Origin of the sequence: Flavobacterium beibuense F44-8 (genome assembly GCF_000769915.1) — a bacterium.
GTDB classification, from domain to species: Bacteria; Bacteroidota; Bacteroidia; order Flavobacteriales; family Flavobacteriaceae; genus Flavobacterium; species Flavobacterium beibuense.
Genome location: NZ_JRLV01000024.1, coordinates 48,050 through 65,280 on the forward strand (window position 1 = coordinate 48,050; position 17,231 = coordinate 65,280).

A 17,231-nucleotide genomic window follows, 5' to 3' on the forward strand; every position below is an offset into this window, starting at 1 on the left:
ATAATGACAGAAAAGAACAGGTGCGCCTGGTGTAAGGGCGACGAACTTTACGAGAGGTACCACGACGAAGAGTGGGGACAACCCGTTTATGACGATCACAAACTATTTGAATTCCTGCTACTGGAAACGTTCCAGGCAGGACTTAGCTGGATTACCATTTTAAGGAAAAGAGAAAACTTCAGGAAAGCATTTGATGATTTCGACTATAAGAAAATAGCCTCTTACAGCGATAAAAAAATAGAAGAACTGCTACAGGATACCGGGATTATAAGAAACAGACTTAAAGTGCTTGCCGCAGTTTCAAACGCGCAGGCATTTATGAAAATACAGGATGAGTTTGGCAGTTTTTCCAAATACTACTGGGACTTTACCGACGGAAAAATTATAGATAACAAATTCACATCGCTTTCACAGGTACCTGCCACTACTCCGCTATCGGATAAGATTAGTAAGGACATGAAAAAACGCGGATTCAAGTTTGTGGGCTCTACCGTTATTTACGCCAACATGCAGGCAACCGGTATGGTTAACGACCATATAGCCGAGTGTTGGACGAAAAAGAATTGAGACAACAGAAGAGATATGAGAAGTTAGAAATATCACTCAAATTAAAACAAAAAGACCCGCATAGCGGGTCTTTTTATTTATGTCATAAGTAAGTAACTCAATACTCACTTCTAATATCTCAATACTAAAATTAGTATCTGTAGTACTCCGGCTTAAACGGACCTTCAACCTCAACACCAATATATTGTGCCTGATCTTGCGAAAGTGTTTCAAGCTCAACACCAAGCTTAGCAAGGTGTAATGACGCTACTTTCTCATCAAGATGTTTAGGCAGCATATATACTTTGTTTTCGTAGTTATCACTATTATTCCAAAGCTCAATTTGAGCAAGTGTTTGGTTAGTGAACGAGTTACTCATTACAAAACTTGGGTGACCTGTAGCACAACCAAGGTTTACTAAACGACCTTCTGCAAGGATAATGATATCCTTACCATTAATTGTGTATTTATCTACCTGAGGCTTAATTTCTACTTTACTTGCACCATGGTTTTTGTTTAACCAAGCCATATCGATCTCATTATCAAAGTGACCGATATTACAAACAATAGCCTTGTCTTTTAATTGCTCAAAGTGACGGCCTACAACAATATCTTTATTACCTGTAGTAGTGATAACGATATCAGCATTACCAATAACAGTATCAAGCTTTTTCACTTCATAACCGTCCATTGCAGCCTGTAGTGCGCAAATTGGGTCAATTTCAGTAACCGTAACAATAGAACCTGCACCTCTAAACGAAGCAGCAGTACCTTTACCTACGTCACCATAACCACAAACAACTACTCTTTTACCTGCAAGCATAACATCTGTTGCACGGCGCACTGCATCTACAGCACTTTCCTTACAACCGTATTTGTTATCAAATTTAGATTTGGTAACAGAATCGTTCACGTTAATAGCCGGCATTACAAGCGTACCGTTTTTCATTCTTTCATATAAACGGTGTACACCTGTAGTAGTCTCTTCAGAAAGACCTTTGATATCTTTAGTAAGTTCAGGGTAACGGTCAAATACCATATTAGTAAGGTCACCACCATCATCAAGAATCATGTTAAGCGGTTTGCGGTCTTCACCAAAAAACAGCGTTTGCTCAATACACCAGTCAAACTCCTCTTCATTTAAACCTTTCCATGCATACACAGGGATACCGGCAGCAGCGATAGCAGCAGCAGCATGATCCTGAGTAGAGAAAATGTTACATGAACTCCAGGTAACCTCAGCACCAAGAGCAACAAGAGTTTCAATTAAAACCGCTGTTTGGATTGTCATGTGAAGACAACCTGCAATACGGGCTCCTTTTAATGGCTGTTCGTTTTTATACTCCTCGCGTAACGCCATTAAACCCGGCATTTCAGCCTCTGCAAGTTCAATCTCTTTCCTACCCCATTCTGCAAGGGAAATATCTTTTACTTTGTAAGCCACATATGGCACCGTGTTCGTACTCATGAATATTGTATATTTGTATTTAGCTAAAATTTTTTGCAAATTTAGTGAATTCCTTTGTAAACAAACAGTTTTAGGACTATTTTAAAATTTGTTGAACTTTTTTAATTGTTTGATTTGCAACAAAATGAACGTATAATTTTTTAAAACCTTACATGCCTCTACACAAATCGTATACAATAGCACCAAACACTAAGCTGCTGGTATGGAAAATAACCGAAAGCCTGGAAGAACTCTCTAACGGCACAGAGCTTAAGGATGTTTGTCAAAGCAGGATTGATTCCATGAAGTCAGAGCAGCACCGCAAAGGTTTTCTTAGTGTACGCAAGCTTTTAAACGAGGCCGGTTATACTGATTTTGACCTGTTTTATACCGAAGACGGAAAACCCCACCTTAAAGACGGCAAGAATATTTCCATTACCCATTCCTTTAGTTTTTCAGCTATTATAATAAGCGATAAAAGCATTGGTATCGATATGGAGATACGCAGGGAAAAAGCCATAAAAATAGCCGATAAATTTATTGACAAAGAATTTGACTTCCTGAATACTGAGGATGTGCCCGATTATGTAAGGAGACTTATTGTTATTTGGGGTGTTAAGGAAACCCTTTATAAAATGTTTTCCCGCAAGGGACTTAGCTTTAAGCAAAATATTGATGTAGCGCCTTTTGAGATGCACGACGCCAAAGGCACAGCCACCGTTAGCTACATGGAAATAGAGGGAAACTACTCCTTTTATTTTGAGGAAATAGAAGATTTTACCTTAGTTTACAGCATTGACAACAACTAACCATGAGTGAGGTTTTCGATTTTTTGTTTGCTTCCTACAAGGAGTACAGCACTTTCCAGATAAGCGTTGAAGTTGTAGGATTGATTTTTGGAACCCTCAGTGTTATCTTTTCAGCAAGAAACAGTATTTGGGTTTACCCCACAGGCATTATAAGCACCATAGCTTATATATACCTTTTATATCAGTGGGAACTTTTTGGAGACCTTATTATCAATGCCTACTATTTTATAATGAGTATTTATGGCTGGATATTGTGGAGTAAAAAGGATAAAGAGCATCATACCCTGCTTAAAATATCCTCAATGAATGCTAAAGATAACTTAATATGCTTAGGCATTTTCACAATTTCATCTATATTTGTGGCATCTGTGTACATTTATTTTGATAAATTTACAGCATGGTGGTCTTACATAGACAACCTTACTACCGCCCTTTGTTTTATCGGTATGTGGCTATTAGCCAAAAGAAAAATAGAGAACTGGATTTTCCTCATTATTGCTGATATTATTTCAATTCCGCTTTATTTCATAAAAGGATATACACTATCCAGTATCCTCTACCTAATTTTAACCATAATTGCTATTTTCGGTTATTTATCATGGAAGAAAACATTACAAAACAACATACAACCAGCATAACTATTGCCATATACAGCAATAGCACAGTAAAGCATGAATGGAAAAACAGGCTTACCGAAACATTTGAAAACAGCACTACTGCTTTCACCTTTACTATTTGCGACTTTTCAAACCCAACTGATGGAGATATTGCTGTAATTGTAAACAACGAGCCAAATAAAGAAGTAAGTCGTTTTATAAACAATCTTGAAAAGCAGAATAAAGCCTTTGTAGTTCTTGATAGTTTTGAAGAAATTAAAAACCTGTTAACCGAACTGCAAAACACACTGGAGTTAGGCTTTACCTACAACGACTTTAGTCAGATATATAGCCTGGGCATTACCACAGCTAAAATAAAATCACAACTAAATACCTTTAAAAAAGGAATAAACAAAGTTGTTTTAGACAGGCCCGCTACCGTTAAAGACGGTATTAAACCCCTGGATAAAAAAAGGGCACAGGAATACGCTTCTCTTTTTGATGAAAAACGTAACGACCTTACTCTTAAAAAATTCATTCCGGCATCGGGGGCAGCAACCAGGATGTTTAAATTCCTTAATGAGTTCCTGCTTAATTTTGACCCTGTAAACGATACGGTTAACGCCTACATCAACAAAAGAAGGGATGAAGCCCTAAAGGTTTTCCTTATTGGTGCCGATAAGTTCCCTTTTTTCAAGGAAGTACTGGAAGAATCTAAAAAGCATCCTGAATATAGAGAATGGACTAAAGATGAGCGTTATTACAACTTTATAAAAACGCTTCTTACCAACGAAAAATTTGACTTTGCCAATAAACCGAAAGGCATACTTCCTTTCCACCAGTATGACGGATTTACTGCTACACCGGTATACGAGCATTTAAAGGAAAGTGTTTCTTATGCATACTCAAACGGTAAAGCACATGTACATTTCACCATATCTCAGGAACACCTTGATGGTTTTATTGACTGCATTAAAGAGGTTAAGGATGATATTGAAAAAGAATCAGGTATTGATATCGATATAGACTTCTCCTATCAGCACAAACAAACCGATACATTGGCGGTAGATATGAATAATAAACCGTTTAGAGATAGTGACGGCAAACTGTTTTTCAGGCCGGGTGGTCATGGTGCGCTTATAGAGAACCTAAACCAGTTACAAAGCGATGTAGTTTTCATTAAAAACATTGACAATGTAAGCCATAATAATATAAAAACTATTTCCCTGTATAAAAAAGCACTGGCCGGTATACTGCTGGAGCTACAGGAAAAAGTTTTTGGTTACCTTGAAAAAATTGAAAAAGGAAATGTTCCTGCTAATGAAATTGACGAAATATTCGATTTTGCTAAAAACGGACTTTTCCTTAACATCCCACCCGATGTAAACAAGTACACCTGTGAGCATAAAATAGAGTTCCTAACCGAATTATTAAACAGACCGATAAGAATATGCGGGATGGTTAAAAACGAAGGCGAACCGGGAGGTGGTCCGTTTTGGGTTAAATCTAAAGACGGAAAACTGTCCTTACAAATTGTAGAAAGTTCACAAATAGACTTAGAAAACAAAAACCAAAACGAGATTTTCTCTCACTCTACCCATTTTAACCCCGTAGATTTGGTTTGCGGGCTTAAAAACTACAAAGGTGAATATTTTGACCTTAGAGAATATACTGATCCCGACACCGGATTTATAGTAACCAAAAACAGGATGGGACATGATGTAAAATCATACGAACTACCGGGGTTATGGAATGGTGCTATGGCAGGCTGGATAACTGTGTTTACAGAGGTACCCTTGGACACTTTTAACCCTGTAAAAAACGTAAACGATTTACTTAAGGCTTCCCATCAGCCTAATCATTAATAAGCTTATTCCGGGTTTTTTCCGGAAACATAAATATGAATAAACAACAATTATTAAACGAACCTGAATACAAAGCTGTAAGAAGCAGCGGCGCCGGAGGGCAAAATGTAAATAAGGTATCCTCTAAGGTAATCCTTGGTTTTGACCTTAATAATTCGCAGGCTTTTACCGAGGAGGAAAAAGAACTGCTTAACGAAAAACTAAGCTCAAGGCTCAATACTAAAGGTACGCTTATATTACAGTGTGATGAAGACCGTAGCCAGATACGCAATAAGCAACTGGTAACAAAACGTTTTATTGAACTTATTGAAACGGCATTACAACAGGATAAACCCCGTATTGCTACTAAAATACCTAAAGCAGTAATTAAAAAACGACTGGAAAATAAACGCCGACAGGCAGAAAAAAAGCAGTCCCGCAAAAAGTTTGATTATTAAATAGCAAAAACTCCGTTTTTAATCACCTAAATTTCAAAACATTACACCCTGTTTCAATATTTTAAGAATGTAATGAGGCTAACCGTATTTTTTTACTAATTTTGCGCCGTCTCAAAGGGGTGCTCTACAAGGGCTGAGATTATACCCAAAGAACCTGGGCAGGTAATGCTGCCAAGGGAAAGGCAAAAAGCACAATAACAGCAATTTGCCACTATAAAATCAATTTAACACTAACAGAATAATTACCCCTTTTATTCGTAAACCTTTTTTACGAATGAAAACTTTATTCATTACAAATCAATTCAAATCGGTCAGGAAACCGTTGATACTGGCATTAGGGCTTTTTGCCTTTACTGCAAATGCTCAGGACAATAACTCTGTTCAGGACACTACCAAAACAGATGCCGACAAATACAAACTGGAAGAAGTACTGGTATCAGCCGTAAGGGTAGACAAAAAAACTCCCGTTACCTTTACCAATGTTAGTAAAGAAGAGCTTGCTCCCCGCAACCTGGGTCAGGACATACCTGTACTTTTAAACTTTCTTCCTTCGGTAGTTACCACTACCGATGCCGGAGCCGGTATAGGTTACACCTCTATGCGCGTTAGAGGATCAGACGCTACACGTATTAATGTTACCGTAAACGGAATACCTTATAACGATGCCGAATCTCAGGGGTCATTTTGGGTAAACATGGGCGACTTTGCTTCTTCTACAGAGAACATTCAGCTACAGCGTGGTGTAGGTACTTCTACAAATGGTGCAGGTGCTTTTGGCGCCAGCCTTAACCTGCTTACCGATGCTTTCTCTAAAAAATCAAGCGGAGAAATATCAAACTCATTCGGTAGTTTCAATTCAAGGAAACACACCGTTAAATTCAGTACCGGACTGATGAACGATCATTTTGAACTGGCAGGACGTTTATCAAACATTAAATCTGACGGGTATATAGACCGCGCCTCTTCCGATTTAAAATCGTATTTCCTACAGGGTACTTACATCGGTAAAACAACCCTAATCAAAGCCCTTGTTTTTGGCGGAAAAGAAAAAACCTATCAGGCATGGAACGGACTGGAAGACCCATATAAACTTGAAAATAACAGAACTTATAACAGTGCCGGTGAATATGTAGATGAAAATGGCATAACCCGTTTTTACGATAATGAAACCGATAACTATCAGCAGGATCATTACCAGTTGCACTGGAGCGAAAAACTGTCTGACAAATGGAATACAAATGTAGCCCTACACTACACTAAAGGGGAAGGATATTATGAGCAATACCGTCAGGATGCTGATTTTGCCGATTATGGATTACAGGAAATAACCATAGGCGGTGAAACCATCAATACTACCGACCTTATCAGAAGAAAATGGTTAGATAATGACTTCTTCGGAACAACATTCTCGGCTAACTATAAAAACGAAGACTGGAATGTTATTGTGGGCGGTGCATGGAACAAGTATGAAGGAGACCATTTTGGTGAAATCATCTGGGCACGCTACGCATCACAAAGCCAGATAAGGGATCATTATTATGATGATACTGCGGTTAAGACCGACTTTAATATGTTTGCTAAAGCCAACTGGCAGCTTACACAAAATCTTAATCTGTTTGGCGACATGCAATATAGAAGGGTTCATTATGAAGCCGATGGTGTATTAGCAGATCCTGTAGATGACACCTTTAACTTTTTTAACCCAAAAGCGGGACTTACCTATACCTTAAACAACCAAAACAATATTTATTTCTCTTATGCCAGAGCAAACAGGGAACCGAGAAGAGATGACTATGAAAATGGCAGCTCTAAACCCGAAACTCTTAACGACTTTGAACTGGGATGGAGATATACTACCCCAAAAACCCGAATTAACATAAACGGTTATTACATGCGTTATAAAGACCAACTTGTATTAACCGGAGCACTAAACGATGTAGGAGCACCTGTTTACACTAACAGTGGTGACAGCTATCGTTTAGGTATTGAAGCAGACGCTACACTTTACATCACGAAACATTTTATACTTCGTCCTAATGTAGCGGTAAGCACCAACAAAAACATTGATTTTTACTTCCAGAGAGATGGTGTACTGCAAAACTTAGGAAACACCAATATTGCTTTCTCTCCAAATGTTGTTGCAGGCAATGCCATAACGATACTACCTGTAAAAAACATGCAGGTATCGTTACTTTCAAAGTTTGTAGGTGAACAGTATATGGGTAACATCGATTCAGATTCTTCTAAACTGGACAGTTACTTTACTAACGACCTAAATATATCTTACGAGTTTAAAACCAACAAGGTATTTAAGTCGATTGTATTGAGCGGACTTGTAAACAACATTTTTGATGTACAGTATGAATCAAACGGATACTTCTACACTTATGATGATGATTTCACCACACCGGGAACCATTGTAACAAAAGAAGGTGCCGGATACTATCCACAGGCAGGTATTAACTTCCTACTTGGCGCAACACTGAAATTTTAATTTTGAGTAAGTTAATCAATAAAAAATCCTGACGTTTATAGCGTCAGGATTTTTTTATGTTTTGCACTGTCTTCGGCAAACTCTTTTATTGTTTGGTTTCGCTTCTCCAGTAACCGCTTCATGTATTGCTTTAAAAACAACCCGTCTGCCATTTTACCCAGCAAACCTAACGGACTTTCATAATCAAACTCATCAGCCATAACGGTTACCCCGTTCTTCTCTTCAAAATAATGATGATGCACAAAACTTTTAAAAGCTCCGTTTACCATTTCATCAACAAACTTATTAGGGCTGTCAAAAAAAGTAATCTTAGAGGTAAGTACCTGATAAAAACCCAAATGCTTTGCTCTCCATGTTACACTCTCCCCCTCCCCCATAAGCCCTGATGTTTTTCCGGCAATAGCCTCTTCGTTTGTTTGTATGGTAGATAGTTTATGCAAATCTACACTTCGGGACAAATCGAACACAACCTGTACTGGTGCATTAATAGATGTTATAATGGTTATAACAGGCATTAATTGTATACTCTTATAACATTTTCACTTATAATCTCTACCCTGTAAGGTTTTAACGGAAATTCTACCTCACTGGTTGCAAGGCCTGTAAACAGGTTATACTCTACGTCGTCGCATGGACAAACAGCATTAATCCCATTAATTTCAAGTGTTGAGCACGAGCTCAGCTCCTGATTTGGACAACTTGCCTCAAAAGCTGTATAACCTCCGCCGGTATTCATTACTATAATACCCCTAATACCTATCCCTGCCTGACCTATATAAACCGGACTATTGGTAAACTGCAACTGCGAATATAACGGCAGGCTCATGTCTATATTTATAGAAAAAGCATAATTAGGCAGGTACCTGTTGTTGTTATTGTAGTCGTCCTTGCTACAGGATGACAAAAAAGCAACTGCAAGCAGCAGTAACAGATATTTTCTCATTTTGATAAATTTTTACTGTATAATTATGAAACAAATTTAATTTATTTAACTTTGACAAACGCATTAGCGCGAATTTAAAAATTGACGTAATAAAAAAAATAGTATCTTTGCGATATGAAAAATCCCGTCCTGATGGGATTTTTTCTATTTATATAAACGATGAAGTTATGAGTACAGTATCTTACTACACAGCAGAAGGGTTAAAAAAATTAAGAGACGAGCTAGATCATCTTAAAGCTATAGAAAGACCTAAAGCTTCTCAGGCTATTGCCGAAGCACGTGATAAAGGAGACCTTTCGGAAAATGCAGAATATGATGCAGCAAAAGAAGCACAGGGACTTCTTGAAATGAAAATAGCTAAAATGGAAGATCTTCTTGCTAATGCACGCCTTATAGACGAGTCACAACTTGACCTGTCTAAAGCACTGGTACTTTCTACAGTAAAAATTAAGAACCAGGCCAATGGCATGGAAATGAAATATACCCTGGTAGCAGAAAGCGAAGCCGACCTGAAAACAGGAAAAATATCGGTTACCTCACCTATTGGCAAGGGGCTTTTAGGAAAATCAGTGGGAGAAGTTGCTGAAATTAAAGTTCCAAACGGGACACTTCAGTTTGAAGTACTTGAAATTACAAGAGAATAACCTTTAAACTTATCGCTATGAGTTCCATATTCACTAAAATTGTAAACGGAGAAATCCCAGCATATAAAGTAGCCGAAGACGACAAATTTCTTGCCTTTCTGGACGTAAATCCAAATGCTAAAGGACATACCCTTTGTATACCTAAGCAGGAAATAAACAAAATTTTTGATATGGAAGAAGACCACTACCTTGAACTGATGAAGTTTTCAAGAAAAGTGGCAAAAGCGCTCGAAAAAACAGTAGCATGTAAGCGTGTAGGTGTTGCAGTTGTGGGGCTTGAAGTACCTCATGTACACGTTCACCTTATCCCGTTAAACGAAATGGACGAAATGCGTTTTATCAATAAGGTAAAACTTGAAAAAGAAGAATTTGAAGAACTGGCAAATGCTATAAATGCCAACCTTTAAAAAAATAGAAAAGGCACTTTTAAAAGTGCCTTTTTTTATGCTTTGTGGTAACTGGCCTGCATGGTGGTACCCACCCCAATTTCAGACTCTTTTACCTTAATCTTTCCTTTATGATATTCTTCAACTATACGTTTGGTTAAGGATAATCCTAATCCCCAGCCTCTCTTTTTAGTAGTAAAGCCCGGCTCAAAAACCTTTTTAAACCTATTCTTTGCTATTCCCTTACCGGTATCGGTCACCTGAATTTTAATCAACTCTCCGGTATCTTCCAGTATCACTTTCAGCGAACCTTTACCTTTCATGGCATCTACTGCATTTTTAACCAAATTCTCTACAGTCCAGCTATGCAGTTCACGGTTAAGCATAACGTAAACAGGATAGGTAGGCGCCTTAAATAAAAACTCTACCTGACTTGAAGTTCGCGACCTTAGGTATTCAAACGAATGTTCGGTCTCTGCTACAATATCCAGTTTTTCAAGCACAGGTTCAGATCCAATTTTGGAAAAACGGTCGGCAATGGTTTGTAATCTGCTTACATCCTTTTCCACTTCGGTCACAGTAGTCTCATCCACATTATCAATCTTCATAATCTCAATCCACCCTAACAGCGATGAAAGCGGCGTACCAATTTGGTGAGCAGTTTCTTTTGCCATACCTGCCCATAACTTATTTTGGGTTGCCATTTTTGATGCTCTGTAAAAATTAAACACAACGGCACCAAACAGCACAATAATAAGTATTAAGGCAATAGGAAAATATTTAAGCTGATTGAGCAGAAAGGAGTTACCATAGTAAACAAACTGATGTTCTGTAGGCGAGAGATCCATCACTATAAAGTTATTCTCTCTTTTAATATCCTCTATATACTTTTGAAGCCTAACAGAATCCTTTACAATTTCCTCACTAACATTACTAATATCCTTCAGATTGCCTTCAGAATCTGTCCAAACTGTTGGGATAGTGGTATTTTTACTCATTATCCGTCTTAGAAACTCAACATCAGTATTACTTTCCGCTTTGTTTAGCTCCTCAAGTGAATCTGCCCATATCTCCATTTTATTTCTTTCCTCATATTTAAAAACCTGAAAAAGATAATAAGTATTCCATAGTATTAATACGACTATGAGAAAAGATGCCAGAATAATAAATCCGCGGGTAAAATTCCTGTTATTAGAAAACTGCATACAATGGTATTTGTGGCCTAAAGATACTAAATATGGTAAAAGTGCGGGCAGTTATAACGGCACAAAGCAACGTTTATTATTTTGTTATTAACTCTGCTTTGGTAAAATGGTTTAAGTAATCAGGAAAATTTATCTTTGCATAAAACACAATTTTTGCAATGCTTAGTATAGATCCAAAAGAAATACCTGCAGCAAAGCTACAGGGCTACCTTCAGGGAGCCGTAGGCCCTAGGCCAATAGCTTTTGCCAGCACGATTGATAAAGACGGAATCCCTAACCTTTCTCCGTTCAGTTTTTTTAATGTATTTAGCTCTAACCCTCCAATACTGGTATTTTCGCCGGCACGCAGGGTAAGGAACAATACGGTAAAACACACGCTTATTAATGCCGAACTTAACCGTGAGGTGGTTATCAACATAGTGAATTATGCTATTGTACAACAGGCTTCGCTATCGAGCACCGAATATGGTGACGGAGTTAACGAGTTTATTAAATCGGGGCTTACTATGCAGCCGTCAGATATCGTTAAGCCATTCCGTGTAAAGGAATCGCCTGTACAGTTTGAGTGTAAGGTAAACGACATTATAGCACTGGGTAATGATGGTGGTGCCGGTAACCTTATTATATGTGAAGTGGTAAAACTACACGTAGACGAAAGTGTACTGGATGAAAACGGAGCTATAGACCAAAACAAAATCGATTTGGTTTCCCGTATGGGTGGTAACTGGTACAGCCGTGCCAATGCAGGCCTTTTTGAGGTTGAAAAACCACTTACAACACTTGGAATTGGCGTAGATGCCATACCGGCTTTTGTAAAAGAAAGTACTGTTTTTAACGGAAATGACCTTGGCAAACTGGGCAATGTTGAAACTTTGCCTACAGAAGAAGAAATTGATACCTTTGTAGAAGAGTCTTTTGAAGCAAAAGCTGTTTTAAGCGCCGACGACGACACTAAAAAATTCCTAAAAGCTAAAGAGCACCTGGACAACAATGAGGTAGCTACGGCCTGGAAATTACTTTTAGCAACAAGAAAATAATACGATTGACTGCCTTGTAGCAGTAAAACAATAAAATAACAATTTGAACATGGAAGTTACAGGAAGAATTAAAATGATTGATGAAACTAAATCTTTTGGAAGCAACGGATTTAGAAAAAGAGAATTGGTAGTTACAACAGATGAGCAGTACCCACAGCACATCCTTGTTGAGTTCACTCAGGACAAGTGTGATTTACTTAACAGCTATACCGTAGGAGAACCTGTTAGAGTTTCCATTAACCTTAGAGGCAGGGAGTGGGTTAACCCACAGGGTGAAACCAAATACTTTAACTCTATACAGGCATGGAGAATTGAAAAACTGCAACCTGCTGCACCGGCACAACAAATGCCTCCGCAACCGGGTCCAAACTCATATGACTCTTTTGAGCCTGCAACAAATTACAAAGAAGAAGACCACGACGATCTTCCGTTCTAATAAAACTAAAAAGCCCTGTTTAAAACAGGGCTTTTTTTGATATTATTTTTTATTTTTATTTATTCCTTTCCAAGAAATTAAACAAAATATTACTGCACTTACTGACAATGGTATATACAGTTTCATATGAAAAACAATATCAAATAGAAGTGCTATAGTCGCATGTACTATAAAAGAAATTATTATTATTTTAACTTTCTTAGATATTACCATAAGTCAAAAATCATATCTGTAATTTTCACAAGAGCCGTTGTAACTGATGTACCTACAGCCCCAGCAACAATAGCTCCTCCATAAGCAACTTGCCCAGGACCTACCCAAACATTTACAGCCCATGCTCCAACAGCAGCACCTACTCCTCCTGCAAAATCTGCAGCAGCAATTTCTGCTATATGTCTTCCTGGAGTTTTTCCTTTACTAGCTGCAGTTGTTGTTCCTATATTACCTTCCCAGTCTAAATAATTATTTTCCCAATAGGTTAATGAATTATCTGCTATGCTTGTACCTGAATACAATATAGATAAATCTTCATTTGTTAATGTAGGGTCATTGTAAGATTTTACCTCAACATCAGCAATTACATCATGCACATCTTTTATACTTAGGGTCTCGTCATAAAATGCATGAAGCACTTGATCTAAATACCCCTTCACATTACTACTAAGTCTATTATCTCTGTCGACAAAGCTATAAAATACTTGAGGATCTGAAAACTCCTTATGCATATAAACACTAGCATATGAACGAGTTAGATCACCATCTTCTGCTGTCGTGTTATATTTAGATGTTTCATTAATAATAATACTGGTACCAAAATCCTGAGCAGTTTTTTCTGTTTGAGGTTTTGCAAGCCATTCATTATAGAAAGCATGTACAATTCTATTATGCTCTTCTCCTAAATAATTAAACTCTTCTGGAGTATACCTATTTTGCCCTGCTTTTAAAGTTAACTGTGAAGACTCACTAACAGCATCATCATTATTTGAACAACTTGCAGCAAATAAAATTAATACTAAACTACCTAAATTAAATAATCCTTTTTTCATTTTCTTTTTAAATATCTGGTTTTAATAAATATAATAATTTTAATTCTCAATTTGTAAACCTTACTACCTTGTAGCCGATTTACTATACATTAATAACTATCTGATTCTTCTCTAAAATTTATATAATTGGTTTGATAAAAAACTAATTGTAATTATTTTAGATAACTTGCCTTAAAAAAAGTCTTTAGCAGATATGGAAAAACATAAGGCAAGAACATCTATAATAATTATCGGATATAATTTTCATAGCAATCTTTTTTTAAACACTAAACAGCAGTCTGACCTAACTAAGTGTGTAATTTTAATTTGTTTCTAAGTCCTGCCCCTAAGGATGTTACAAGGTGTGGAGACAGGAACTTAAAAACTTATAGCTTAACAATTAAATACAACGGATGTAAAACCCCTTTTAACAAACTAAATAAAAACCTTAACCTGTTTCTAATTTAGAAACGTAGAACCTAAAACATTAAATAGCATTCCGTTTTTATTAACCGTAAGCCTACTTATAAATAATTTTATTTTTAAGCCTTCACCTTTAAGTATATCATCAGGTGTGGAGGCAAAGGACTTAAAAACAACATGCGGCTGTGTAAACTGTATATAACTGATCCCCTTTACTAACTTTAAAACCTCAGTCTCCTGCCTTAAGTATATTATTAGGCGTGGAGCAGGAAAACCAAGAAACATTATGAACAAAATTTTATATTCAATACATCAAATAACAGTAAATAACCAACCCTTTTATTAAAGTGCTTTTAGTTCCTCCCCTTAAGTATATTATCAGGTATAGAGGCAGGAAAACCAAAAGCATGGTGATTATCTTCTACCAAAAACTAAACTATTACTACAATGTAAGCGCTGTTACTACAGCCGCATTTAATACTGCCTGTGCTGGGCTGTCGACACCGCCTGAAACAGCTGCCATAATCCCCCCTCTTGTATTAACCCATTCTAAATCTTTTTCACCTCCTTTTGCTACTGAAAGCTGCAAGGCAATTAAGATTATATTTTTTTCGTTTTCATCTAAATTGATATCTCCCCTAACACTATTGGTAAAATCATTAATCAATAGACTTACATCAGTACTCGGATCAACTTTCTGATTTAAAAACACCATAAGCTTTTGCTTCGCCTCATCACTAAACGGTAATGATGCCACACACATTTCAGGCGCTTGCAAAGCCATATCAATCTCACTTTCGTCAACATAAGCATTATCACTTCCCGTCAAAGTCATATAGTCTATATTTGACCTGGATATCGCAAACATATTCTCAAAAACCTCATTTTTTGAATATTCAATTCCTGCATATCTTAAAACATATTGCTCAACTATTTTTTCATTTACCGATACTACAAACTCGGTATTTTCGGTTTCATATTTTAATATAAATTCTGAACTTTCATGGTTCAATTCTGTATTATAATCGTCATTACTACACCCTATCATAAAGAATAATGTAGCTGCCATAAACAAAGAAAACTTTTTCATAGATAAATTGTTTTATTTCTTTGTTTACTTCCCGGGCAGTAAACTTTTTGCTTTGATATCGATACAGGGCAAAACTATGGGAGATGAAAAAAGCTTGCAAAAGGTTGTTCTGCAGATTTATAAATCTGCAGCTGCAAATTCTTTAATGGTCTGATTTTCAATAATGAAAATTTAACTTTTTTGATTTTCAAAAAAATGTATTTTTGCAGGGAATACATTGTTTAAACCCCATAACAAACTAATTATGTCTTTTTAAAGAGCTTAAAAAGACACAACTTATCATGAAATCTCCTTACTTATTTATTTTTCTGCTATGGAATTTTTTCGCAATAGCACAACAGGAATTTAAAACTCCTGACTCCCTTTCAGATAAAACATACGATGAGTTGCTAGATCGTATAAATAATTATGATATGGATAGCACTACTGTAAACCTGTACATAAACAGCTACATTGAAAAAGCTAAAAACGAATCAGACAGTAAAAATCTAATTTTAGGTTACAGGAAATTGCTTAACAAAAAACCTCAGGCATTAGCGCTACAATATGCCGATAGTATTTTAAAACTGGCAAATACTTTAAAAAAAGATGAAGAGATAGGCTACGCATATCTTGACCGTGCTGTTATTTATTACATCTCTAAAAATTACCAAAAATCACTTGACAATTATTTACTAGCCGACAAGTATATAAATGAAGAAAACGATGCATATACCCAATATAAAATTAAATATGGAATTGCGAACATAAAACTCTATCTGGGGAACTATGAAGAAGCCCTTGAACTATTTTCTCTTTGTACCGATTTTTATAAAAAAGGGGAAGGATATAACAACAGGCAAGGTTATTTAAATTCTTTTTGCTCTGTAGGACTTTGTTATTTTAAGCTTGGGCGATATCAAGAATGCAGCGAAACAAATAAAATTGGAATAAAAGAAAGTCAGGGAGCCGATTACAAAGTAATCCATAATTATTTTCTTCAGTCTGAAGGTATAAATCAGTTTTTCCAAAAAAACTATAAAGAGGCTATACAATATTTATCGAAATCATTGCCTGAAATTGCTAAAAACAATGATTTCATGAATATTGCTCTTAATGATATGTATCTTGGTAAAAGCTACCTTAAGCTTAACGAAGAAGAAACAGGTATAAATTACTTACAAAAAGTAGACTCCATACTACAAAAGCATCATTATGCTAATATCGAATTAAGAAAAACCTACGAAGTTTTTATCAATTACTATAAAGAGAAAGGCGACCTTGAAAATCAGTTATTATATACCAACCGATTACTGGATGCCGATAAGATACTGGAGAAAAACTACAAAGACCTTATCTCTACTATACACAAAGAATATGATACCGCCGAGCTGGTAGCTTCTAAAAATAACCTGGAGAAAACACTTAAACGTAATACGATAATTAGTTATAGCATATATGGTTTGAGCAGTATTATTATACTGATAATAACCTATATGCTTATTGCCAACTATAAAAAACAAAAAAGATACAAGCAAAAGTATGAGGAACTTATAGCTAAAGCCAAAGAGAGAGAAAAACAACCTGAACAAGCAATACAAGCCACCAAAGTAAACACTGATGAACTTGACATAAACAAGGACATTGTTTTCAAAATACTTAAAGGACTGGAAACTTTTGAACACAAAGAGGAATATCTTGGCATAGGCCTAACACAATCATTACTGGCAGAAGAGCTTGACACCAATACTACCTACCTGTCCAAAGTAATAAACCATTATAAAGGTAAAAACTTTAACTCCTATCTAAATGAGTTAAGGGTAAATCACGCTGTATCATTATTAAAAAACAGCCCTACTCACCGCAGGT

17 protein-coding genes are annotated in these 17,231 nt (G+C 36.5%); 11 read left to right on the forward strand and 6 right to left on the reverse strand.

The window, feature by feature from the left end; all coding sequences use genetic code 11:
- Window positions 1-3: 3 nt before the first annotated feature.
- The gene (locus Q763_RS15775; protein WP_035135997.1) at window positions 4-567 is read left to right on the forward strand and encodes a DNA-3-methyladenine glycosylase I; all 564 of its coding nucleotides are present in this window, start codon (window positions 4-6) and stop codon (window positions 565-567) included.
- Window positions 568-697: 130 nt separating this feature from the next.
- Here Q763_RS15775 and ahcY read toward each other — a convergent pair whose 3' ends face one another.
- The gene (gene ahcY, locus Q763_RS15780; RefSeq protein WP_035135998.1) at window positions 698-2,014 is read right to left on the reverse strand and encodes an adenosylhomocysteinase; all 1,317 of its coding nucleotides are present in this window, start codon (window positions 2,012-2,014) and stop codon (window positions 698-700) included.
- A gap of 152 nt (window positions 2,015-2,166) precedes the next feature.
- Between ahcY and Q763_RS15785 the strand changes: the two genes are divergently transcribed.
- The 5 genes from Q763_RS15785 (at window position 2,167) to Q763_RS15805 (ending at window position 8,194) form a co-directional block, all read left to right on the forward strand.
- Window positions 2,167-2,802 (forward strand): 4'-phosphopantetheinyl transferase family protein, encoded by a 636-nt coding sequence (locus tag Q763_RS15785; RefSeq protein WP_035135999.1) that lies wholly within the window; start codon window positions 2,167-2,169, stop codon window positions 2,800-2,802.
- A gap of 2 nt (window positions 2,803-2,804) precedes the next feature.
- Window positions 2,805-3,440, forward strand: a complete 636-nt coding sequence (gene pnuC, locus Q763_RS15790) for a nicotinamide riboside transporter PnuC (RefSeq protein ID WP_035136000.1) — start codon at window positions 2,805-2,807, stop codon at window positions 3,438-3,440.
- Window positions 3,401-5,263, forward strand: coding sequence for a DUF4301 family protein (locus Q763_RS15795; protein ID WP_035136001.1), 1,863 nt, complete (start codon window positions 3,401-3,403; stop codon window positions 5,261-5,263). The genes pnuC and Q763_RS15795 overlap by 40 nt, the downstream gene beginning before the upstream one ends.
- A gap of 35 nt (window positions 5,264-5,298) precedes the next feature.
- Entirely contained in the window at window positions 5,299-5,700 is a 402-nt protein-coding gene (gene arfB / locus Q763_RS15800; RefSeq protein ID WP_035136002.1) for an alternative ribosome rescue aminoacyl-tRNA hydrolase ArfB, read from the forward strand.
- Window positions 5,701-5,974: 274 nt separating this feature from the next.
- Window positions 5,975-8,194, forward strand: a complete 2,220-nt coding sequence (locus tag Q763_RS15805) for a TonB-dependent receptor (RefSeq protein ID WP_035136003.1) — start codon at window positions 5,975-5,977, stop codon at window positions 8,192-8,194.
- Between the two features lie 35 nt (window positions 8,195-8,229).
- Here the strand turns inward: Q763_RS15805 and Q763_RS15810 are convergent, their stop codons facing one another.
- Window positions 8,230-8,709 carry an SRPBCC family protein gene (locus Q763_RS15810; RefSeq protein WP_035136004.1) on the reverse strand — a complete coding sequence of 160 codons (480 nt, stop codon included), beginning with the start codon at window positions 8,707-8,709 and terminating at the stop codon, window positions 8,230-8,232.
- A complete protein-coding gene (locus Q763_RS15815) occupies window positions 8,709-9,137 on the reverse strand; it encodes a Rieske (2Fe-2S) protein (protein WP_035136005.1) in 429 nt (142 codons plus the stop codon). Before Q763_RS15815 ends, Q763_RS15810 begins: the two co-directional genes overlap by 1 nt.
- A 167-nt stretch (window positions 9,138-9,304) precedes the next feature.
- Here Q763_RS15815 and greA point away from each other — a divergent pair, with 167 nt between their 5' ends.
- Window positions 9,305-9,781, forward strand: a complete 477-nt coding sequence (gene greA / locus Q763_RS15820; protein WP_035136006.1) for a transcription elongation factor GreA — start codon at window positions 9,305-9,307, stop codon at window positions 9,779-9,781.
- 17 nt (window positions 9,782-9,798) lie between these two features.
- Window positions 9,799-10,188, forward strand: coding sequence for an HIT family protein (locus Q763_RS15825; protein ID WP_035136007.1), 390 nt, complete (start codon window positions 9,799-9,801; stop codon window positions 10,186-10,188).
- 35 nt (window positions 10,189-10,223) lie between these two features.
- Here the strand turns inward: Q763_RS15825 and Q763_RS15830 are convergent, their stop codons facing one another.
- Window positions 10,224-11,372 carry a sensor histidine kinase gene (locus Q763_RS15830; RefSeq protein WP_035136008.1) on the reverse strand — a complete coding sequence of 383 codons (1,149 nt, stop codon included), beginning with the start codon at window positions 11,370-11,372 and terminating at the stop codon, window positions 10,224-10,226.
- Window positions 11,373-11,530: 158 nt separating this feature from the next.
- Between Q763_RS15830 and Q763_RS15835 the strand changes: the two genes are divergently transcribed.
- Both Q763_RS15835 and Q763_RS15840 read left to right on the forward strand, forming a co-directional pair.
- Window positions 11,531-12,409, forward strand: coding sequence for a flavin reductase family protein (locus Q763_RS15835; RefSeq protein ID WP_035136009.1), 879 nt, complete (start codon window positions 11,531-11,533; stop codon window positions 12,407-12,409).
- A gap of 49 nt (window positions 12,410-12,458) precedes the next feature.
- On the forward strand, window positions 12,459-12,845 hold the full coding sequence (locus Q763_RS15840) for a DUF3127 domain-containing protein (RefSeq protein ID WP_035136010.1): 387 nt from the start codon (window positions 12,459-12,461) through the stop codon (window positions 12,843-12,845).
- A gap of 206 nt (window positions 12,846-13,051) precedes the next feature.
- On the opposite strand, the gene Q763_RS15845 is transcribed toward Q763_RS15840, so the two are convergent.
- A complete protein-coding gene (locus Q763_RS15845) occupies window positions 13,052-13,891 on the reverse strand; it encodes a hypothetical protein (RefSeq protein ID WP_035136011.1) in 840 nt (279 codons plus the stop codon).
- Between the two features lie 844 nt (window positions 13,892-14,735).
- Window positions 14,736-15,383, reverse strand: a complete 648-nt coding sequence (locus Q763_RS15855) for a hypothetical protein (protein ID WP_035136013.1) — start codon at window positions 15,381-15,383, stop codon at window positions 14,736-14,738.
- A 281-nt stretch (window positions 15,384-15,664) separates the two neighbouring features.
- On the opposite strand from Q763_RS15855, the gene Q763_RS15860 reads away from it, so the two are divergent.
- Window positions 15,665-17,231 (forward strand): AraC family transcriptional regulator (locus tag Q763_RS15860; protein WP_035136014.1); only part of this gene is annotated, 1,567 nt, incomplete at its 3' end.